This window comes from Micromonospora sp. CNZ303, from assembly GCF_004345505.1.
Map to the genome: position 1 here is coordinate 64,354 of NZ_SLVT01000029.1, position 22,342 is coordinate 86,695.

At 75.7% G+C, this 22,342-nt stretch carries 6 protein-coding genes; all 6 read right to left on the minus strand.

The genetic code is table 11. The features are described from left to right. Positions 1-118 precede the first annotated feature (118 nt). Positions 119-994 carry a TauD/TfdA family dioxygenase gene (locus tag EV374_RS30420; protein WP_132240605.1) on the minus strand — a complete coding sequence of 292 codons (876 nt, stop codon included), beginning with the start codon at positions 992-994 and terminating at the stop codon, positions 119-121. 22 nt (positions 995-1,016) lie between these two features. After that, complete coding sequence (locus tag EV374_RS30425) at positions 1,017-1,712, minus strand: hypothetical protein (RefSeq protein WP_207914666.1); 696 nt, start codon at positions 1,710-1,712, stop codon at positions 1,017-1,019. Then, positions 1,675-2,736, minus strand: a complete 1,062-nt coding sequence (locus tag EV374_RS30430; RefSeq protein ID WP_132240606.1) for a GSCFA domain-containing protein — start codon at positions 2,734-2,736, stop codon at positions 1,675-1,677. Before EV374_RS30430 ends, EV374_RS30425 begins: the two co-directional genes overlap by 38 nt. Continuing rightward, positions 2,733-12,206 carry a non-ribosomal peptide synthetase gene (locus EV374_RS30435; RefSeq protein ID WP_207914668.1) on the minus strand — a complete coding sequence of 3,158 codons (9,474 nt, stop codon included), beginning with the start codon at positions 12,204-12,206 and terminating at the stop codon, positions 2,733-2,735. Before EV374_RS30435 ends, EV374_RS30430 begins: the two co-directional genes overlap by 4 nt. Beyond that, complete coding sequence (locus EV374_RS30445; protein WP_132240607.1) at positions 12,206-16,264, minus strand: non-ribosomal peptide synthetase; 4,059 nt, start codon at positions 16,262-16,264, stop codon at positions 12,206-12,208. The genes EV374_RS30435 and EV374_RS30445 overlap by 1 nt, the downstream gene beginning before the upstream one ends. Continuing rightward, on the minus strand, positions 16,261-22,342 hold a 6,082-nt coding region (locus EV374_RS30450; RefSeq protein WP_132240608.1), incomplete at its 5' end, for a non-ribosomal peptide synthetase. The genes EV374_RS30450 and EV374_RS30445, both read right to left, overlap by 4 nt.

The window sequence follows — 22,342 nt, forward strand, 5'->3', positions numbered from 1 at the left end:
CCGACGCCCCCCACCGGCCTGCGCCCTCCACCGGCCCGCGCCGCCACCGGTCGACGCGCCCTCCACCGGCCCGCGAGCGGATCCGCCGCCGGGGCAGCGCGGGGGTCGGCCCGACCGGCTACGCCACCGGCCGGCTGCCGTTGATGGTCACCCGCTGGCCGTAGCGGGAGTGCGGGTAGTAGTCCCAGACGGCGTGGTGCTGGGTGCAGCGGTTGTCCCAGAACACCAGCGTGTTCGGCGTCCAGCGGACCCGGCAGCTCAGGATCGGCTGCTGGGCGACCCAGCCGAAGAGCATGTCCAGCAGCGCCCGGCTCTCGTGGCGGGAGAGCTGCACGATGTGCGACGTGAAGCCGGCGTTGACGAAGAGCAGCTTGCGGCCGGTCTCCGGGTGGCGTACGACGACCGGGTGCTCGCTCTTCGGCACGACGTACTCCGGCGGCGGGGTGTGACCCTGCCACGGGATCAGGCCGTCGTGGACCGCGGTCAGCCCGTCGAGGAGGGCCCGCATCGGCGGGGAGAGCATCTCGTACGCCAGGTGCATGTTCGCCCAGAGGGTGTCGCCGCCGACGCCGATCTCGGGCGTCCTGGTGACGTAGAGCATCGAGCCCAGCGACGGCTCGGCCTCGGCGGTGCCGTCGGTGTGCCAGTCCTCGCCGGCCACGAACCGCGAGTCCCGGCCGGCGCTGATCTCGAGGACGGCGGGGTCGCCGCCGTCGAGGTCGGCGAGGGGCTGCCGGCGCAACTCGCCGAACTGGCCGGCGAAGCGCTTGTGGTCCTCGGCGGAGAGCACCTGGTCGCGGAAGACCAGCACGTGGTGGGCGAGGAAGGCGCGCCTGACCTCGGCCAGTTGCCCGTCGGACAGTTCGGTGGCGAGGTCGAGGCCGGAGACCTCCGCGCCGATGACCGGAGAGATCGGCCGGACGGTGATGGTGTCGTAGCGCTCCGGCGGGCGGGTCGTCGCCCGCTCGACGGCGGCAAGGACGTGCTCTTCCATTCGTTCCCTCCTGGATTCGGTGTCACAGCCCCCGCGCCAGCAGGTCGGCCACGATCAGCCGGCCGAAGGCGAGGTTGCCGTGGATCGGGTCGTCCCGCTCGCAGAACGCGGCCCGCTGCCGGCCCGCGCCGTCGGTGACCCGGGCCCGCAGGTCCACGATCTCCACGCCGAGCGCGACGAGCGCGCGGCGGATCGTCTCCTGGGCCGCCATGAACACCAGCGGGTCGGACATCCCCGGCACCCGCTGCGGCGGCAGCACCGCGAGGACGCGCAGCCCCAGGTCGAGGGCGTGGCGGTAGAAGGCCAGCGCGTCACGGGCCATGGCGCGCACGATGTCGTCGAAGAGCCCGCTGGCGAGGAAGCCCGCCGGGAAGGCGCCGTCGCCCGCCCGGTAGATCCGCCAGTTCCCGGTGGTGGCGAAGAAGTGGGCGCTGAGCCCGAACGTCGAGACCAGCGGGACGGCGAGCTGCCCGACGTCGGCCACGCCCAGTTCGGCCAGGAAGCCGCGGTGGCGTTCCTGCACGGCGGCGTCGCGGAACACCAGGCCGTCGTCGCGGACGTCGAAGAAGCCGACGTTGAAGTCGCGCCCCGAGCCGACCGGCCCGCCGACGAAGGGCACCCCGGCCGCCGTCGCCGCGCGGGCGATCGGCCCGGCGTGCGAGTCGCCCAGCAACAGGAACCTAGCCGGCGCGGTAGTGGTCGAGGACGGCGTCGTCACAGTAGAGGTCACCTCCGTCGGCGGCGTCGGCGCGGCGGTCCGGGGCCGTGGGATTCGTCGGCCGGCCCCCGCCGCGGGTGCGTTCGAGGGCGTCGAAGAAGTGGCGCATGACGAAGGCGACCCCCGCCGGCGTCACGGCGCGCAGGTTCGGCGCGAAGAAGACCCCCCGGAACGGGAAACCGGTGATCAGCTCGTACGAGGGGAAGTAGTCGACGTGGTCGTGTTCCTGGGCCAGTTGGCCCGCCGCGGCCCGCAGCACGGACTTGGAGTACGTGGTGGCGGTCAACGCGTGCGCCCCGGTCGCCGTCGCGGTGAGCGGCACCGGCGACACGGTCAGCAGGACGGTCAGCCGGGGGTTGGCGGCGCGCAGCAGCGCGACGACGGCGCGGAGGTCCCGGTGCACCTCGGCCACGGTGAAGTTGTGGAAGACGTGCCGCCCGGCGTCGAAGGTGCCCCGGACGGTGCCCGGGCAGACCGGGTGGACGGTGTCGGTCGGCACGTCCCGCCAGGCCTCGGTCAGGCCGAGGGTGAAGATGAGACAGCCCGCCTCGGCGACCGCCCCCCGCATCGCCGCCAGGGTGGACCGGCGGGCGGCCAGCGTCGCCTCCGCCGAGTCGTACCCGTCGGGTTCGACCGACGGGCGGTACGGGTCGAAGAACCGGTCGCCCTCGCGCCAGACCTCGTCGGGCCCGGGGTCGTCCGTCAGCGCCCAGGTCAGCCACTGCCGCAGGGTGGCGGCGGTGTAGATGGCGCCGGTGCGGAAGGAGAACGCGCCGTAGTGGCGGGCCAGGCGCTCGGCCTCGGTCAGCCCCGGCGGGGGCAGCTCGACCTCATGCCAGTTCATCCCCTCGTCGCGCAGGGCGGGACCGAGGTGGCGGGCGAAGCAGGAACCGGCGGTGAGGACCGGATCGTCCGGGTCGAGGCCGAACTTCGGCGTCCACACCTCGTCGATGTCCCGCATCTCCGGCTCGGCCACGGCGGTGCGCCAGAACGACCGCGACGGCAACGACTGGTACGGGTTCATCGCGCCGCCCTCGGGTCGGTGGCCGACGCCGCCTCGTTGATGGCCCCGGCCACCGCGTCCACGTGAGGGGCCCCGACGATGCCGTAGTGGGTGGTGTCGACGAGGTGCCAGGCGAGCCCGGTCAGGTGCCCCCGCCACGTGCGGGCCTGCTCCTGGGGCGCGCCGAGCGCCGGCAGCCCGGCCGTCGGGCGGCCCGCGAGCCAGAGCCGCCCGGGCGTCCCGGCCAGCCGGGGCAGGGTGTGCTGGGCCATGCTCGCCAGGTTGGCCCGGCAGCAGCGCGCCAGCGCGTCCGCGTACGCCGTCGCCGCGGTGTTCCCGCCGGTCGCCGCCCCCAGCTCGTGGGCGAAGAGCGCGGCGAGCCGTTCCTCGTCGTACGCCCCGAAGGCCGGCGCGGCGTCCGGCGGCGGCGGGTCGAGCAGGTACAGCTCGTCCGCCGGCTGCCCGGTCGCCTCGGCCTCCGCCGCCATCCCGAGCGCCACCCAGGCGCCGAACGACCACCCGGCGAGCCGCCAGCGCCACTCGTCGCGGGGGAAGCGGTCCCGCAGCGCGGCGTGGTAGCGCGCGGCCCGCTCCGCGAGCGACCAGGCCGGCTGCCCGGGGCGTGCCAGCGCGGGATCGGCGATCACGCAGACCGTGAGCTCCGGGTCGAGCGCCGACACCAGCGGCCGGTACGCCTGGACGTCGCCGCCGACCGGATGGACCAGGCAGAGCACCGTACGCCCCCGGCCCGCCTGCCAGACCTCCACCGCCACGGCGGGGTCGGCGGCGCGGACCGGCTCGCCGAGGAGCCCCAGCACCTCGGCCAGGCTCACCCGGTGGCTCAGCTGGGACAGGCCGAGGCTGACGCCGAAGTGCTCCTTGACCCGGTCGATCAGGTCCAGCAGTAGCAGCGAGTCGGCCCCCAGGTCGTAGAGGGACGCGGCCGGGTCGAGCGCGTCGACGCCCAGCCAGTCGCAGAGCCACTCGTCGACCTGCTCGGCGGCCGACCGGGCCAGTACGGCGGGTGGCGCGTCCGCCGCGCCGGCCGGCGGCGCGTAGAACTCCCGCACCCGATCCAGCGCGGTGGTGCAGACGAGCACCTGCGGCAGCCGCAGCCGCAGGGCCTGCGCGAAGATCCGGCGCCCCTCGTCCACGGAAAGTCCTACCGCCAGGTGCGCCCGGTGCCGGGCGTCGGTGGGCAGGGCGTCCCGGGCCAGGCCCACCTCGCTCCAGACGTCCCAGCCCACGGAGATCCGCAGCGTGGCGTCGGCCCCGCCCGCCCGGTGCCGGGCGAAGCCGTCGAGCAGCCCGTTGGTGGCGGCGTAGTCGAGCTGGCCGACGCCGCCGAGCTGCGCCGACATCGACGAGCAGTAGACGACGAACGACGGCCGGTGGCGCGCGACCAGCCGCTCCACGAACAGCGCGCCGTACGCCCTGCCGGCCGTGGCCCGCCGCATCGCGGCCGCGTCCCGCCGGCCGATCAGCCCGCCGGCCGCGATCCCCGCGGCGTGGACCACCCCGTCGACCCGTCGGGTCCGGGCGTCGAGCCGGGCCAGCAGTTCGTCGGGTCCGGTCTCGGCCAGGTCGCCCTCGACGAGGTCGACGCGGTCGGCCCACGGCGCCAGCCCGGCCGGCAGCGGCCCGCGCCGTGCCAGCAGGACCACCCGGCAGTCGCCCTGCTCCAGCAGCCAGGCGGCGATGCTCCGCCCGATGCCGCCGGTGCCGCCCAGGACCACGTACACGGCCGGTCCGGTCGGCAGCGGATGCGCGGTCGGCACGGCCGGCTGCGGATGCGTGGCCGGCGGGCGGACCGGCAGCAGCGCCTGCTCCCACCAGTAGCTCCCGCGCAGCGCGAGTCGGCGGGGTGGTGGCGCCTCCTCCGCCAGCAGCGCCGCGAGCGCCGGCGCCCAGTCGGCCGGATCGGGGCCCGGCAGGTCCACCCAGTGGCTCGCGACGTCGCCCTCCTGGGGTGCGACCTCGCAGACCCCGGCGAGCAGGCCCAGCTCCGGCCGGCGTACGTCGTCGTGCACGGGTTGCGCCTGCTGCGACAGCCACCAGGCCCGCAGCCGGGGCCGGCGGGGCAGGGCGGCGACGGCTGCGAGCAGCGCCGCCGGGGTGTCGACGCAGGCCCGGTACGAGTGGGCGAGCGCATCCGCGCCGACCGGCCCGTCGACGGCCAGCGGCAGCGCGTGGAGCCAGTCGACACCGCCGTGCCCGGGCGCGGCCGGCGAGCCGGCGTCGGCGCCGGTCAGCGCGTCGAGCAGCCGGCCCAGCGACCCGGGGTCGGCCGGGTCTGCCTGGTAGCTGTCCGGTCCGAGCCGGGCGAAGCCGTCCGCGGCGGTGACGGCCACCACCCGGGCGTGGGACGCCGCGAAGGCGCGGAGCGCGGCCGGCGGGGGCGGTTCCGCGGCCATGATCACGAGCGTTTCCGGGCGGCGGGCACCGGGGTCGGCCCCCGCGTGCCGCCAGCGCACCCAGTGCGGCTGGTGCAACCACTCGGCCTCGGGCAGCCGCGCCGGCCACGGCTGATCGTCCGCTGCCGCCCCGGGTGACGCCACGTCGGCGGGCGGTGCCACCCCGGGCGACGCCGCCCCGGCTGATGCCGCCCCGGTGGGCGGTGCCGTCCCGGCTGGCAGTGTCGGCCCGGCCGGTGGGGCGGCGCGGGCGAACTCGTGGTCGACGAGAACGAACGCCGGCGGGGGGAAGTCCCAGGGCGGCTGCGCCGGCCCGGCCGGCCACCGGACCGGCCGACCGGCCAGCCAGGCGGCGACGAGGTCGGCCGCCGGCGGCGTACCGGCCGGGCCGGTGACCGCGACGGGTGCCGCCTCGACGGGGGTGACCTCGACGGCGGTCGCGGTGCGCAGCCAGGCCACGGCGGCGGCCGTGTCGGCGCAGACGGCCGCCGCCCGCCACCGGCCCGGCGGGCGGCCCGCCTGGAGGTGGCGCAGCACCCGGTGGTAGGCCTCGGGCCGGGCCGCCAGGTAGTCGGCGACGCGGGCGGCGTCGGCACGCAGGCCGGCCGCGCTGCCGCTGGCGAGCAGCACCACCGGTACGCCGGGACCCGGCGGGGTCTCCGGCCCGGCGTCGACCTGCTCGACCGCCTCGCAGACCAGGTGGGCGTTGGTGCCGCCGATGCCGAAGCTGCTCACCGCCGCCACGCGCGGCCGGTCGACGGGCCAGGGGCGGGCCTTCGTGGGGATGTGGAACGGGGCCGGATCGGGGCCCAGCCGTGGATTGAGGCGACGGAAGTCGACGTTCGGCGGGATCAGCCCGTGGTGCACGGCCAGCACGGCGCGGACCAGGCCGACCACCCCGGCCGCCGCGCCGAGATGACCGATCTGGCTCTTCACCGAGGCCAGCGCGACGCGACCGGATTCGGCAAGGTCGAACGCCTGGCGTAGCGCCGCCACCTCCACCGGATCGCCCAGCTCCGTGCCGGTGCCGTGCGCCTCCACGTAGCCCACGTCACCGCTGGTACGCCCGCTGCGACGCAGCGCGGTACGGATCACCTCACGCTGGCCGGCGACCGACGGCGCGGCGTAGCCGATCTTCTCCGCGCCGTCGTTGTTGACGGCCGACCCGGCGATCACGGCGTAGACGGTGTCGCCGTCGCGCCGGGCCAGCCGCAGGGGCTTGAGCACGACCACGCCCACCCCGCTGGCGCCGACGGTGCCGCCCGCGTCGTCGCTGAACGGCCGGCAGTGCCCGTCCGGGGAGAAGATGTGCTGCGGTTGGTAGCGGTAGCCGGCCGTCAGCAGCGGGTCCACCAGCACGCCGCCGACCAGCATCACGTCGCTGTCGCCCTGGCGCAGCAGCCCGGCCGCGACGTGGACCGCCACCAGCGAGCTGGCGCAGGCCGCCTGCACGGTGAAGGCCGGACCGGTCAGCCGCAGGTGGTAGGCGACCTTCGTGGCCAGGAAGTCCTTCTCGTGGTGCAGCGCCAACTGGAAGGAGTCCGGCAGCCGCGCCGGATCGGCTTCGCGCAGCATCGTCTGGAAGTACGTGTTCTCGCCGCAGCTGGCCAGCAGGCCGACCCGCTGCCCGGCGGGATCGGCGATGCCGGCGTGCGCCAACGCCTCGACGCAGCTCATCAGCAGGTGCCGCTGCTGCGGATCCATCAGCCGCGCCTCCTGCCGGCTGATGCCGAAGTGCCCCGGGTCGAAGCCGAGCACCCCGGCCAGCTGGCTGCGGGCGCCGACCAGGCCGTCGGCGGCGTCGAAGTGCTCGATGCCCCGGTCGCCGGCCTCCACCATCGCCCAGAAGGCGGCCAGGTCGGCCGCGCCGGGCAGCCGGACGGCCATCCCCACCACGGCGACCGGCTCGTCCGCTGGGCCGGCGACGGCTCCGTCCCGCCCGCCCACCGCCACCTCCGTGGCCCCCCGCTCGGTGAGGAACCGGGCGAGGCGGCGGATGGTGACGTGCTCGAAGAGGTCGGGGATGCTCAGCGGCAGCCCCTCGGCGGCGCAGCGCAGGTGGAAGCGCATCAGGTCGAGGCTGCCCACGCCTTGGTCGAAGAAGCGCCGGTCAGGTGCGATCGGCGTCCCGACGACCTCCTCGAAGAGCCCGGCCAGCCGAGACTCCAGGACCGACATGACCGGCGCCGGCGCGGCGACGTCCGTCCGCAGCTCCTCGCCCGGTGCGGTCAACGCGCGGCGGCGGTCCAGCTTCCCGCTGGCGGTACGCGGCAGCTGCGGCAGCCGCCGGAACCGGTCCACCCGCACGTACCCGGGCAGGAGCCCCGCCAGATGACCGGTCAGCTCCTGCGGGGACGGTGGATCCGCCCGCAGCTCCAGACAGGCGACCAGGTGCGGATCGTCGCGGACCACCACGGCGTTGACGATCGCCGGGTGCGTCAGCAGGGCCGCCTCCACCTGGCCCAGCTCCAGCCGGTGCCCGCTCACCTTCACCTGCTGGTCGTCGCGGCCCAGGTAGTGCAGCAGGCCGTCCCGGTCGAACCGGGCCTGGTCGCCGCTGCGGAAGAACCAGCCGTCACCGGGCAGCTCGACGAAGCGGGCCCGGTCGAGCGCCGGATCGTCCAGGTAGCAGGGCGCCACCAGCTCCCCGCCGATCAGCAGCTGCCCGGGGCAGCCCGGCGGCACCACCTCGTCGGCGGAGTCCACCACCCGCAGCCACGTGTTGGCGACCGGGCGGCCGATGGCGGGGCGGGTCGGCCAGGTGGCCGGGTCGCCGTCGAGGCAGAGGCTGCTGACCACGTGGGTCTCGGTCGGGCCGTAGTGGTTGAACAGGCGCGCACCGGGCAGGCCGGCGAACCAGCGGCGGATGCTGTCGGTGCAGATGAGCTGCTCGCCGGCGGTGACGACCTCCCGCAGCCGGGACGGGTACCGGCCGAGGCGTACGCCGTGCTCGGCCAGGAGTTGCAGGGCGACGTACGGCAGGAAGATCCGCTCGATGCCGGCGGCGTCGAGGTGCGCCAGCAGCGCCGGCATGTCCTGCCGCCACCCGGGCCGGGGCAGGTGCAGGGTGCCGCCGCCGCAGAGCGTGCCGAAGATCTCCTGGAAGGAGACGTCGAAGGAGAGCATGGAGAACTGCAGGGTCGCTGCCGCGCCCGCCAGGCCGCCGGCCTCGCCCTGCCAGTGCAGGAGGTTGACCAGCAGGGCGTCGCCGACCTGCACCCCCTTGGGCGTGCCGGTCGAGCCCGAGGTGAAGAGCGTGTAGAGCGGGCGGCCGACGTACGACGGCGCGACGGGCGTGGCCGACCGGGACAGCACCACCGGGTGCCGGGGGTGGGCGCCCTCGTCGATCACGTCGAGGGCGGGCTCGTCGCCGGGCGCCAGCAGCACGCAGAGCGGGTCGACCTGGCCCAGGACCTGGCGCAGCAGCGCCGGCGGGTAGGCCCGGTCGAGCGGCACGACGGTCAGGTTGAGCCGGGCCGCCGCGAGCAGCGCCACCACGTGCTCCACCGACGGCGCGAAGAACAGGGCGACGCGGTGCCGGTCGCCGGTCGACACCGGATGGTCCCGCAGCAGTTCGGCGGCGAGCCCCGAGGCGTACGCGTCGAGGTCGGCGTAGCTGAGGCGACGGTCGCCGGCGACCAGCGCGGTCGCGGTCGGCTCCGCCCGCACCCGCCGGGCGAAGGCCTCGGCCACGGTGGGGAAGGCCACCGGGGTACGCGAACCCCGGCCGGGCTCGGGCAGGCCGCGGCGGTAGGGCCGCACCAGCTCGGCCAGCGTGCGCGGGCCGGTGCCGGTCAACGCGTCGAGGCCGCGCCGGAACAACTCGGCCGCCGCCGCCACGTCAGCGGCGTCGAAGTGCTCGTCGGCGTACTCCCAGAGGCAGTCGAAGCCGGACTCGTGCGCGACGACCGAGAGGGTGAGCGGACACTTGGCCTCGGTCGGGGCCAGCCAGACCGGCCGGGAGGCGCAGCCGGGCAGTGCCAGCGCGGAGAAGTCGGTGTTGTCGAGGACGAAGAGGAAGTCGAACAGCGGCGCGTCGGCACCGAAGTCGTGGTCGGCGACGGCGTGCGCGAGCGCCACGTCCTGCGCGTCGAGCACCGCGCGTACGGCGTCAGCCTGTCGGCGCAGCTGCGCCCGCAGCTCCTCGGCGGGGGCCAGCGCCAGGGGCAGCAGCACCGTGTTGGCGAACATGCCGACGCTGGCCTCGAAGTCGCGTACGGGCCGGTTCGCCACCGGGCTGGCGACGCGCGGATGGGTGCGGCCGGTCACCCCGTGCACGGCCCAGCCGAAGAGCGTCAGCAGCAGCGGGAAGCGGGTCAGTCCCAGCTCGGCGCCGAGCCGGTCGAGGGCGGCGCGGCGTTCCGGGCCGATCGTGGTGTGGAGCAGGTGGTCCCCGCTGCCGCTGTGCTCCCGGATCGGCCGCAGCGGCGCGGCGACCTCCGCCACGTCGGCGTAGTGGCCGCGCAGGGCGTCGCGTCGTGCCCGGTAGGCCGGCTGGGCGAACCACTCGGCCTGCCACCGGGCGTAGTCCAGCGGGGTCGGGGCGGGCTCGTCCTCGTCCTCGGTCGTGCCGGCCAGCGCCGCCGCGTACGCGGCCGACAGCTCGCGGAACAGGACGTCGAGCGACCAGCCGTCGACCGCGATGTGGTGCAGGTGCAGCAGGAGCACCCCGCCGCCGTCGCGGGCCAGCCAGTACGCCCGCAGCATGCGCGGCTGCCCGAGGTCGAAGGGGACGGCGAAGAGGGCACGGGCGCGCTCGCGCCACCCGGCCCCGTCGCCGGCCTCGGTCCCGGCCCGGTCGCCGGCCCCGGCCCCAGCTCGGTCGTCGGCCTCGGCTCCGGCTCCGGCTCCGGCCTCGTCGGCGTCGGGAGCGGGAGTGGGCTCGCGCCACGGGTCGTAGGGTTCGCCGACCTCCTGGCGCAGCCCCTCCGGCGTGGCCCGGAAGGCGGTCCGCAGCGCCGCGTGACGCGCCACCACCCGGCGCAGCGCGTGCCGCAGCGCGTCGACGTCGACCCGGCCGCGCAGCTCGAAGGCGAGCCCCACGTGGTAGGCGGTGGACGCCGGCGACCGTTGCTGCAACAGCCAGAGCCGCTGCTGCTCCGAGGTGGCCGGTGCGGACCGGGCCCCGGACGGGGGAGCCGGCACCGGGTACGGCGAGCCGGTCACGGTGCCGGCCGTCGCGACCGCCGCGGCCAGCTCGGCGAGGTCGCCGCCCAGCACCACCGCCTGCGGCACCTCGGCGCTCCAGCGCCGCTGGATCTCGAAGCGCAGCCGCAGCGCCTTCAGAGAGTCCCCGCCGCTGGCGATCCACCGGTCGTCCGGTCGCAGGTCGGGCACGCCCAGCACCTCACCGGCCAGCCCGAGCACCGCCCGCTGCCACGCCGTGCCGGCCGCCTCGGCGGGGCCGCCGTCGCGCCCGTCGTGCGCGGGCGGATCGTGGCGTTCCTCGCGCCCGTCGCGCGCGTGCGGGTCGCGGCGTTCCTCGCGCCCGTCGTGCGGGTGCGGGTCGTCGCGCCCGCCACGCCGGGGCGGGTCCTCGCGCCCACCACGCCCGGGCGGGTCGTCCCGCCCAGCACGCCAGGGCGGGTCGTCGCGCCGCAGCAGCGCGTCGGCGTCCACCTTGCCGTTCGGGGTCAGCGGCAGCGCCCCGACCCGGTGGACCCGGTGCGGGCGCAGGTACGGCGGCAGGGTCGCGGCCAGGTGCCGGTCGAACTCCGCGAACGAGAGATCGGGAGCCGTCACCAGGTACGCCAGCAGCTCGTTCGTGCCGTGCGCCGGGTCGCGCCGGGTGCACACGTACGCCTGCCGGACCCCCGGGTGGGCGAGGACCTGCCGCTCCACCTCGCCGGGCTCGACCCGGAAGCCCCGGACCTTGACCTGCCGGTCGACCCGGCCGACGTACTCGACGCGGCCGGCGGCGTCGGCGCGCACGAGGTCACCGGTGCGGTAGTGGCGGCCGGCGGAGCCGTCCAGCCAGGGCAGCCGGACGAAACGCTCGGCGGTCTCCTCGGGCAGGTTGCGGTAGCCGGCCGCCAGCGCCGCGCCGCCCAGGTACAGCTCGGCGACCTCGCCGGGCACGGCGACGCGGACGCCGTCGACCACCAGGTGCGCGTCGGTGCCGGGCAGCACCCGGCCGATCGGCACCACCTCGGCGTCGAAGTCGCGGGGGATCGGATGGCACAGGGCGAACGTGGTCGCCTCGGTGGGCCCGTAGACGTTGTGCAGCCGGGTGCGGCTGGCGGGGTTGTCGCGGTACCAGCGGCGGATCAGTCGGGCGTTGAGCTGCTCGCCGCCGACGAGCACCTGGCCGACGTCGGCGAAGCAGTGCGGCCGTTCGTCGACCACCGTGTTGAACAGCGCCACGGTGATGAAGAGCGTGTCGATCCGTTCCCGGCGCAGCGCGGCGTCGAGCAGGTGCGGCGTCGCCACCGTCTCGTCGTCGAGGACGACGCAGCAGCCGCCGGTCAGCAGCGGCACCCAGACCTCGAAGCTGATCGCGTCGAACGCCGGGTTGGCGAGGCTCGCGTAGCGGGCCGCCGGGGTCAGCGCGACGTAGCCGGGGCGGGCCAGCCGCAGGACGCCCGCGTCGCGCACCTCCACGCCCTTGGGGCGGCCGGTGGTGCCCGAGGTGTAGAAGACGAACGCGACCGGCGCGGGCGGCCCGTCCGACCCGGTCGCCGGGTCTCCCGCGAGCAGGGCCTCCGCCGGCAGCGGGCGGATCCCGTCGGGCAGGTCGCCGGGCGCGTCCGGGCCGTGGACCACCGCCACGGCGCCCGAGTCGCGCAGCATGTGGTCCCGCCGCGCGGGCGGGCTCTGCCGGTCCAGCGGCACCACGGTCGCGCCGAGCCGCAGGATGCCGAGCATGACGCAGACCAGCCGCCAGCCGCGCGGCAGGTGCACCGCGACCGCCTGACCCGGGCGGGCCCCGGCCCGGTGCAGGGACCGGGCGACGGCGGCGCTGGCGGCGTCCAGCTCGGCGTAGCTGAGGCGCCGCTCGCCGTCGGCCACCGCGACCGCGTCGGGGGTACGGCTGGCCTGGGCGAGCACGGCGTGCGCGAGACCGGGACCCTGGACCATCACGCCTCCCGTACGGCCGGCGTCGTCGGACGGGCGTCGCAGAGCCGGTCCATCTCGCCGCGCAGCAGCGCGGCGACCCGCAGCACCACGGCGCTCTCCAGGATGTCCCAGTGGTCGCAGTGGACCTGTTCCAGCAGGAAGTCGGCCTCGCCGCGCCGGTGCCAGAAGGCGCGCACCTCGCGCAGGAAGGCATCGTCGCGCCCGGCGGTGGCCTGCAACAGCACCAGCCGGGCCGGCGACGCGGGGGTCGGATAGTCGCGCATGGTGGACCGGTTGTGGTTGTAGACGCGGTGGTACTGGTCGATCTGCTCGTCGTCGATGCCCGGGTACATCCCGTTGAACTTGATGAGCTTGTCGCGGAACTCGGCCATGTCCACCGGCTCGATCGCGCCCCGATGGGCCGGGTCGTCGGTGCCCAGGGTGTCCAGCAGGACCACGCTCAGCCCCCGATGCCCGGCGAGGGCCAGCCGGCGTCCCATCTCGTACGCGACCAGCCCGCCGTAGGAGAGCCCGGTGAGCACCACCGGCCCGTCCAGCAGGTGCGCGACCTGCCCCAGGTAGGCCTCGGCCATCGCCTCCACGGTGGGCAGGAACTCCTCGCCCGGGTTCACCCCCGGCGACTGGATCCCGTACACGCCGAGGGACTCCGGCAGCGCCTTGGCCAGCGACAGGTAGCAGAACGCGGTGCCGCCAGCCGGGTGCACGCAGATGACCCGGCCGGCGCCGTCGCCCGCCCGGAACTCGATCAGGTTGCTCGGCGGCCGGCCCGACGCGCCCCGCCGCAGCCGGCCGCCCAGCGCCTCGATCGTCGGGTGCAGCATGATCTCGTGGACCGGCAGCGGCTCGCCGAACGCCTCGCCGATCGCGTGGGCCAGCTTGATCGCCGAGATCGAGGTGCCGCCCACGTCGAAGAACCGGTCGCCGATGCCGATCTCCGGGTGCAGCAGCAGACGCTTCCAGATCTGGTAGAGGGTCAGCTCGATCTGGTCGCGCGGGCTGGCCAGGTTGACCTGCCAGGGCGCGCCGGTACGGGCCAGCCGCAGCACCTCGTCGCGGTCGAGCTTGCCGTTGGCGGTCAGCGGCAGTTGCGGCAGCTCCACGAAGAGCGACGGGATCATGTAGCCGGGCAACCGTCGCGACAGCGCCTCGCGCCACTCGCTGACCAGCAAGGGCGCCGCCCCGCCCCGGGCCACCCCGACGACCAGCCTCGGCTCCCCGGCCGCGTCCGAGTCGACCAGCACCGCCGCCTCGCGTACGTCCGGCCGGTCCCGCAGCGCGGCCTCGATCTCGCCCAGTTCGATGCGGAAGCCCCGGATCTTGACCTGGTTGTCGCGGCGGCCGAGGTACTCGATGTTCCCGTCGGGCAGCAGCCGGGCCAGGTCGCCGGTGCGGTAGAGCCGTTCCCCGGGCACGAACGGGTCGGGAACGAACCGCTCGGCGGTCGCCCCCGGCCGGCCCAGGTAGCCGCGGGCCACCCCGGCGCCACCGATGTGGATCTCGCCGGTGACCCCGACGGGCACCGGCTCCCGCCGCTCGTCGAGCAGGTGGACGCGGGTGTTGGCGATCGGCCGGCCGATCGGGCACCGCCGGGCGGACGGCTGCGGGTCGAGGTAGGCGGTGCTGTAGACGGTGGTCTCCGTCGGCCCGTACCCGTTGAGGACCCGCAGCCCGGGCAGGGCCTCCTGCATCCGGTGCAGGCCCTGCTCCGGCAGCGGTTCGACCCCGACCAGCAGTTGGCGCAGCGCCGACCCGGCCAGGCGGGCCGCCGGATTCTCGTCGATCCACCGGACGAAGGCCGGCGGCAGGTAGGCCTGCACGACGCGGTGCTCGCGCAGCCAGCCCATCAGCGCCGCCGGGTCCCCGCGCAACTTCTCCGGTACGAGGTGCAGGGCCCCGCCCGTGGTCAGCGGCAGGAAGATCTCCTGCACCGAGACGTCGAAGCCGACGCTCGACCAGAGCGCCGCCGCCTCCCCCTCGGCGGCGCCGAGCCGCGACACCCAGTGGTCGAGCAGGTTCACGACGCCGCCGTGGGCGACCGCGACGCCCTTGGGGCGGCCCGTCGAGCCCGACGTGAAGATCACGTACGCCAGGTTGGCGGGGTGCACGACGACGCCGGGCGGACCGTCGTGGCGCCCCTCGGCCTCGACGGCGGCCAGGTCGTCCTCGCCGAGCACCAGGGCCGGCGCCGCGTCGGCGACCATGCCGGCGAGCCGCTCCGGCGGCAGGGCCGGGTCCAGCGGCAGGTAGGCGGCCCCGGCCTTGAGCACGCCCAGGATGGCGACGATCAGCCCGGCCGAGCGCCGCGCGTGCAGGCCCACCACCTGGTCGCGGCGTACGCCCCGGGCGATCAGCGCGTGCGCCAGGCGGTTGGCCCGCCGCTCCAGCGTGGCGTAGTCCAGCCGCTCGTCGTCGTCGGCCACGGCGAGGGAGTCGGGGTGCCGCCGCGCCTGCGCCGCGATCCGCCGCACCACGTCCGCCGGGTCGGCGAGCGGTCGCGCGGTGCGGTTCCACTCGACCAGCAGGCGGTGCCGCTCGTCCGCACCGAGCAGCCGCAGCGCGCCGACCGGGGCCGACGGATCGGCCGCCACCTGGGCGAGCAGGCGCACGAAGTGCCCGGCCAGCCGGGCGATCGTCGCGGCGTCGAAGAGGTCGGTGTTGTACTCGAAGATGACGTGCAGCTCGTCGGCGTGCTCCATCACCTCGACCGACAGGTCGAACTTGGCCGCGCCGGTGCTGCTCGACAGGGGCCGCAGCACCAGGCCGGGCAGCTCCAGCCGGCCGCGCGGGATGTTCTGGAGCACCAGCATCACCTGGAACAGCGGCGAGTAGCTGGTGTGCCGCTCCGGGTTGAGCGCGTCCACGAGCTGCTCGAACGGCAGATCGGGATGGGCGTACGCGTCGAGCAGGTGCCGGCGGACGTCGGCCAGCAGCGCCGCGAAGGACTGCTCCGGGTCCAGCCGGTTGCGGATCACCACCGTGTTCACGAAGTGGCCGATCAGGCCCTCGACGTCACGGTGGTTGCGGTTGGCGAACGGGGTGCCGACGCAGACGTCGTCCTGCCCGCTGTAGCGCCACAGCAGCACCGACAGGGTGGCCATGAGCGTCATGAAGAGCGTCGCGTCGCCGGCCCGGCCCACCTCCCGCAGGCCCCGCAGCACCGCGGCGTCCACAGTCGTGCCGTGGGTCTCGCCCCGGTAGCGCTGCACTGCCGGGCGGGGCCGGTCGGTCGGCAGGGCCAGCAGCGCGGGCGCACCGGCCAGGGTCCGCGTCCAGTAGCCGAGCTGGCGCTCCAGCTCGCCGCCGCCGAGGTGCCGACGCTGCCACAGCGTGTAGTCCGGGTACTGCACGGGCAGCTCGGCCAGCGCGGGAGCCTCGCCCCGTGCGTACGCGGCGTAGAGGGCGGTGACCTCGCCGATCAGGATGCCGACGGACCAGCCGTCGGCCACCATGTGGTGCACGGTGAGCAGCCAGCGGTGCTCGTCGGGCGCCAGCCGCAGCAGGGCGGTGCGGAGCAGCGGGCCGGCGGCCAGGTCGAACGGCGCCCGCGCCTCGGCCTCGGCGGCCTCGTCGGCCCGGCGGAAGCGCTCCGGGCGGGGGAGCGCGGTGAGGTCCGCGACCGGCAGGGCGACCGGCCCGGCGGGCCGCACCACCTGGCAGGGCTCCTCGTCGACGAGCGCGAAGACGGTACGCAACGCCTCGTGCCGGCGCACCACCTCGGTCAGGGCGCGGGCCAGCGCCGGCACGTCCAGGGCGCCCACGACGTCGAACGCGACCGGGTTGTTGTAGAAGGGGTTGCCGGGGGAGAGCTGGTCGAGGAACCAGAGCTGCCGTTGGGCGAACGCGACCGGCACCGGTGCGTCCGGTCGCGGCCGGCGGGGGATCGTGTCCGCGTCGGCGCCGGTCAGGATCGCGACCAGCTCCTCCTTGTGCGCCTTGAGGTCGGCCAGCAGGTCGGGCGTGAGGACCTCGCGGGAGCCCGTGAGGCGCAGCCGGTCGCCGTCGACCCGCAACCCGACCGCGTGCCGGTTGAGCGTGTCGAGCAGCTCGTAGGCGTTCACAGCTCGACCGTGATCGTGTCGGTGGCGGAGGCGTCGGGCGCGGCCGGCTCCGCCCCGGGACGGCCGCCGCCGAGCAGCGCGTAGACCAGCCGGTGCGAGGGGTCCAGGTCGAACAGGGCGGGCAGCTCCGCCGTATCCAGGGCGCCGACGCCGCACAGGCCGAGACCGTGCTCGGGGGCGGCCATCGTCAGCAGCTGGGCCATGGCGCCCGCCTCGATCGCGGTGAAGGTCGCACTCTGCTCCTGGTAGAGGGGCTCGATGGCCGCGCGCTGCGCCACGAGGAACAGCGCGAACGCGGCGGCCTCGAAGACCGGCCGGTTGACGAAGTAGTCGAAGGCGTCCGGGCTCAGCTCACGGTCGCGGCCGAGCGCCAGCAGCCGGTGCGCCGTCGGGTCGTGGTAGTACGCCCCGCCCGGCACCCCGTCGACGCGTCCCGCCTTGACCAGGACGTACGTCTGTACGGCGTAGGTGCCGCCGGCCGAGCCGTACTGGAACTTGGCCCGACCGTCGACCTCCCGCTGGGCGAGGGTGGCCAGCAACCCGCCGAGCGCCTCCGCCGGCAGCGGGTCCGCGGCGAAGCGGCGCACCGTGCGGTAGCCGGTGTAACGCCGGTCGTACGCCGGGTCGGCCGGCGCGGTCAGCGCGACCGCCGGGGTGTCGGGCGCGAAGCCGCGACGGCCCCGCCCGTCGGAGGTGAACGCGGCGCGCGCGGCCGGGTCCTCGACCACCGTGGCGGCCCGCTGCGCGGTCGCGACGACGGCCCGCTCGGCGGTGTGTTCGCGGAACATCCGCAGCAGGTCGGCGAGGGTCGGCTGGCGCATCAGCCGGGCCAGCTTCGGCCGGAAGCCCAACTCGCCGGCGAGGGCGTTCGCGATCCGGACGACGTCGATCGACGTGGCGCCGAGCATCAGCAGGTTGGCGTCGGGCGCGACGACGGGCAGGTCGAGGATCCCGGTGACGATCCCCACCAGCCGGTTCTCGGCCGGGTCGGTGAGCACCGGCGCCTCGACCGGGGGCTCGGCCGACGGCTTCGGCTCGGGCAGCAGGGCCCGGTCGACCTTGCCGTTGGCCGACAGCGGCAGCGCGTCGAGGACGGTGAACGACGACGGCACCATGTACGCCGGCAGCCGCTGCTCCAGGTACGCGACGAGGGCGGCGGGCCCGGGCGCGCGACCGTCCGGCACCACGTACGCGGCCAGCCGCTTCTCGCCCTGCGCCTGACCGAGCAGCCGCAGCGCGGCGGCGCGTACGCCCGGGTGGCCCTCCAACGCCGCCTCGATCTCACCCAGCTCGATGCGGTAGCCGTGGACCTTCACCTGGCCGTCCTCGCGGCCGAGGAACTCGATCGTGCCGTCCGGGCGCAGCCGGCCCAGGTCGCCGGTGCGGTAGAGCCGCTCCCCGCTGACCGGGTGGACGACGAAGCTGGCCGCCGTCGCCGCCTCGTCGCGCCAGTAGCCCCGCGCCAGCCCGGCGCCGCTGATCCAGAGGTCGCCGGTGGCCCAGGTGGGCCGGGGACGCAGGACGTCGTCCAGCACGTGGACCCCCTGGTGGGCCAGCGCCCGGCCGTACGGGATGCTGCGCCAGGCCGGATCGACCTCGTCGACCGGGTGGTGGATGGACCAGATCGACGCCTCGGTGGCGCCACCGAGGCTCTCGACCCGGATCCCCGGCAGCGCCTTGCGCAGCCGGTCGGGGAGGGTGAGCGGGATCCAGTCCCCGGAGAGCATGGCCAGCCGCAGCGACGCCGGCAGCGGATGGCCGGCGTCGGCGTCGTCGAGCAGCATGCCGGCCAGCGCCGGCACCGAGTTCCAGACGCTGACCCGGTGGGCGTGGGCCACCTCCCGCCAGCGGGCCGGATCGCGGGCCAGCTCCGGGTCGAGCGTCACGACCGCCGCGCCGGCCGCGAGGGTGCCGAAGATGTCGAAGACGGAGAGGTCGAAGCTGAGCGCGCTGACGGCCAGGACCCGGTCGGCCGGCCCGACACCGAAGCGCGTGTTGACGTCGAGCAGCGTGTTCACCGCACCGCGATGGTCGATCGTCACCCCCTTCGGCGTGCCGGTGGACCCGGACGTGTAGATCACGTACGCGACGTCGGTCTCCGCCAGGTCGACCGGCCGCAGCGCCGGCCCGCCCGCACCGACGGCGTCCGCGTCCACCACCAGGCGCGCGACGCCCTCGGGCAGGGCCACCCGGTCCGACCCGGTCAGGACCAGCCCCGCCCCGGCCCGCTGGAGCACCCGGGCCACCCGCTCGGCCGGCCAGTCGGGGTCGAGCGGCAGGTACGCGCCCCCGGCGTGCAGGACCGCGAGGGTGGCGACGACCTGCTTCCAGCCCCGGTCGAGCAGCACCGCGACGAGCTGGCCGGGTCCGACGCCGTGGTCCTGGAGCCGCCCGGCCAGCCGCCGTGCCTCGACGCGTACGGTGGCGTGGTCCAGGTGCCGGTCCGGGGCGAGCACGGCGGGCGCGGCGGGGGTCGCCAGCGCCTGCCGGTCGACCAGCTCGTGCAGGAGCCCGCGATCGGCCGGCGGGGTCGCCGGCACGGGCGGGGCGAGCGGCCCGTCCAGCGTGCCGTACCAGGCGTCCGGCTCCGCCAGCCGCCCGAGCAGCTCCCGGTACGCCGCGAACATCTCGGCGACCAGGCCGGCGGGGAAGAGTTCGTCGATGCTGTCCCAGTTGACGTGCAGCCGCCCGCCGGCCTCCAGGACCGTGTGGTCGATCCACACCTGCGGGGTCTGGGTGATGCCGTGCAGCACCTCGCCGCCGAGCGCCGCCGCGAGGCCGCTGTCGCCGACGTCGGGGGCCGATTCGGTGAGCGTGCTGTTGAAGACGACCGGCAGGGCCGCGTGGCGGGTGCCCCGGGCGCGGGCGAGTTCGCGGTTGACCCGTACGCCGCTGACCGCCGAGTGGTCGATGTCCTGCCAGAGCTGCTCCTGCACCGCACGGGCCCGGGTCACGAAGTCGACCCCGGCCGCCACGTCGACCTCCAGCAGCACCAGCGAGGTGAAGTCGCCGATCACCGCGTTGATGCCGGGATGCAGCGGCAGCCGGTTGAACAGCGGCAGGCTCAGCGTGAAGCGCGACTGGCGGCTCCACCGGGCCAGCACCTGCGCGAACGCGGTCACCAGCAGCACCGACGGGGTCACCTGGTGCCGGCCGGCGAGCGCCTTCAGCCGGCTCCAACGCTCTGCCGGCACCACCTCGTCGTAGCGGGTGAAGCGCGGCCGTTCGACGCTCTCCGGCTGCCGTTCCAGCGGGAGCTGCGGCGCGGGGGCCAGCGTGCCGACCCGCTCCCGCCAGTAGCCGAGGGCCCGCTCGTAGCGCGGCGTGCGCCGCAGGGCCCGTTCGGCCAGGACGTAGTCGCGGAAGGTCACCGCGAGCGGTGGCAGGTGGACGTCCGGGTCGGCGTAGAGCAGCGCCAGCTCGTGTTCCAGGATCTGCCCGCTGGCCGCGTCGAGGATCAGCGCGTCGAGGCTGACGTGCAGCCGCGCCTCGCCGTCGAGCAGCGTCACCGCGAACTCGAACAGCGGCCAGCGGCCGGCGTCGAACACCTGGTGCGACATCCGCTCCCGGGTCTCGCCCAGCCGACGGTCGGCGGTGTGCGGGTCGAGCCCGCGCAGGTCCTGCCGGGCCATCGCGTAGCGCGGCACGCTCGGCAGGACCCGCTGGACGCCGTCGTGGAAGACCGCGCGGAGCATGTCGTGGCGGTCGACCAGCCGGTGCAGCGCCCGGGTGAAGCGCTCCTCGTCGAAGTCGCGCAGCCGCAGCTCGCTGTAGCCGTGCGCGCCGACGCCACCGAGTTCGATGGTGGACCCGCGGCCCACCCAGTAGGCCTCCTGGATGTCGGTGAGCGGGAACGGCTCGTACCGGCCGGCGGGATCTGTGACGAGCGACGGCAGGGCGTCGACGGCGGGGGAGTCGGGCCCCGCCAGCTCGGCCGCCAGGTCGGCCAGGACCGGCTTCTGGAAGAGGGTACGCAGCGACAGCCGCGCCGACATCCGCTCGTTGATCGCGTGCACGAGCCGGGTCGCCAGCAGCGAGTGGCCGCCCAGCGCGAAGAAGTCGTCGTGCGCGCCGACCCGGTCGCGGCGCAGCACCTCGGCCCAGATGGCGGCCATCCGGGCCTCCCGGTCGTCGCGCGGCGCGACGTAGGCGGTGGCGACGTCGGCCTGCTCCGGCGCGCGCAGGGCCCGCCGGTCCAGCTTGCCGTTGGCTGTCAGCGGCAGCCGCTCCAGCACCACCCAGCGGGTCGGCACCAGGTGCTCGGGCAGCCGGCGCCGCAACTGCTCGCGGGCCGCCTCGGCGGTGACGTCACCGACCAGGTAGCCGACCAGGTGCGGATCGCCGGGGGTGTCCTCGCGCAGCAGCACGGCCGCCTCGCGGACGCCGGGAACGTGCCGCAGGGCGGCCTCCACCTCGCCCGGCTCGACCCGGAAGCCGCGCACCTTGACCTGGTCGTCGGCGCGCCCGACGAATTCGATGGTCCCGTCGGCCCGGCGGCGGACCAGGTCGCCGCTGCGGTACATCCGCTCGCCAGGCCCGGCGAACGGGTCCGGCAGGAACCGCGCCGCGGTCGCCGCCGGCCGGTTGAGGTAGCCGCGCGCCAGGCCGGACCCGCCGATGTAGAGCTCGCCGAGCACGCCCGCCGGCACCGGCTCGCACCGCTCGTCGAGCACGTAGAGCCGGGCGTTGGCGATCGGCCGGCCGATCGGCGGCAGGGCCGGCCAGTCGGCCGCCGCCTCGGTGGCCAGCGTGAACTGGCTGACCACGTGGGTCTCGGTCGGGCCGTACTGGTTGTAGAGGTACCGGCCGCCCAGCCCCACCACCAGGGCCCGGACGTCGTCGTTGACCCGCAGCGCCTCGCCGGCGGTGACGATCTCGCAGCCGGGCGCGAGCGGGGCGACGGCCCCGGTGAGACCGGCCAGCTGGTGCAGCACGGCCGCCGGCAGGAACGCCCGCCGTACGCCCTGCTCGGCCAGGACGTGGCGCAGCCGGGCCAGGTCCCGGCCGCCCTCCTCGCCGATCAGCACCAGCGTGCCGCCCTGGCAGAGGGTGCTCCAGATCTCCTGCGCGGAGACGTCGAAGCCGATCGAGGCGAACTGGAGCACCCGCTGCGGCGCGGGGCTGCCCGGGGCGGCGTAGCGGAGCTGCCAGTCGATCAGGTTGTCCAGGCACCGCCAGGTCTGCGCCACGCCCTTGGGCCGGCCGGTGGAGCCGGAGGTGTGGATGACGTAGGCGAGGTGGTCGGGCCGGGTGCCGGGGTCGGGGCTGGTGGTGGGGTGCTCGGCCCAGCGGTGTGCGTCGGTGTCGAGGTCGACGAGGGGCGCGTCGGTGAGGCCGTCGAGGGTGGCGCGGGTCGCGGCGTGGGTGAGGACGGCGACCGGGGCGCCGTCGGCCAGCAGGTGCCGCAGGCGTTCGGCGGGGTGGGCCGGGTCCAGGGGCAGGTACGCGCCGCCGGCCCGGGCGACGGCCAGGAGCGCGACGATCAGCTCCGGCGACCTGCGCAGGCAGACCGCGACGAGGGCGTCGGGGCCGACGCCGTGCGCGCGCAGGTGGTGGGCGAGCCGGTTGGCGCGCGCGTCGAGGTCGCGGTAGGTCAGCGACGTGCCCTCGAAGGTGACCGCCACCGCGTCGGGGGCCGCGGCGACCCGCTCCGCGAACAGCCCGGGGATCGTCCGCCCGGCCGGGTACGCGGTCGCGTCGTCCCAGGCGGCGAGGAGTTCGCGGCGCTCCGCCGGGTCGAGCAGGGTCAGCCGGTCGATGGGCTGGTCGGGGTGGGCGACGAGTTGGGTGAGGACGTGGCGTAGGTAGCGGATGTGCCGCTGGGCGGTGGCGGTGTCGAAGAGCGCGGTGGCGTACTCGAGGCTGCCGGTGATGCGGCCGTCGTGCTCGGTGAGGGAGAGGGTGAGGTCGAACTTGGCCGTGCTGTGGGGCGGTGGCAGGGCGGTGACCCGCAGGCCCGGGAGGGTCAGCTCGCCGTCGTCGGTGTTCTGCCAGGCGAACATGACCTGGAAGAGGGGGGTGTGGGCGAGGTTGCGGGTGGGGTTGACGGCTTCGACGACGTGTTCGAAGGGGAGGTCC

Coding starts and splice junctions, on each gene's coding strand:
- EV374_RS30420 (WP_132240605.1), bottom strand. CDS start 994: ATGGAAGAGCACGTCCTTGCCGCCGTCGAGCGGGCGACGACCCGCCCG.
- EV374_RS30430 (WP_132240606.1), bottom strand. CDS start 2,736: ATGAACCCGTACCAGTCGTTGCCGTCGCGGTCGTTCTGGCGCACCGCC.
- EV374_RS30435 (WP_207914668.1), bottom strand. CDS start 12,206: ATGGTCCAGGGTCCCGGTCTCGCGCACGCCGTGCTCGCCCAGGCCAGC.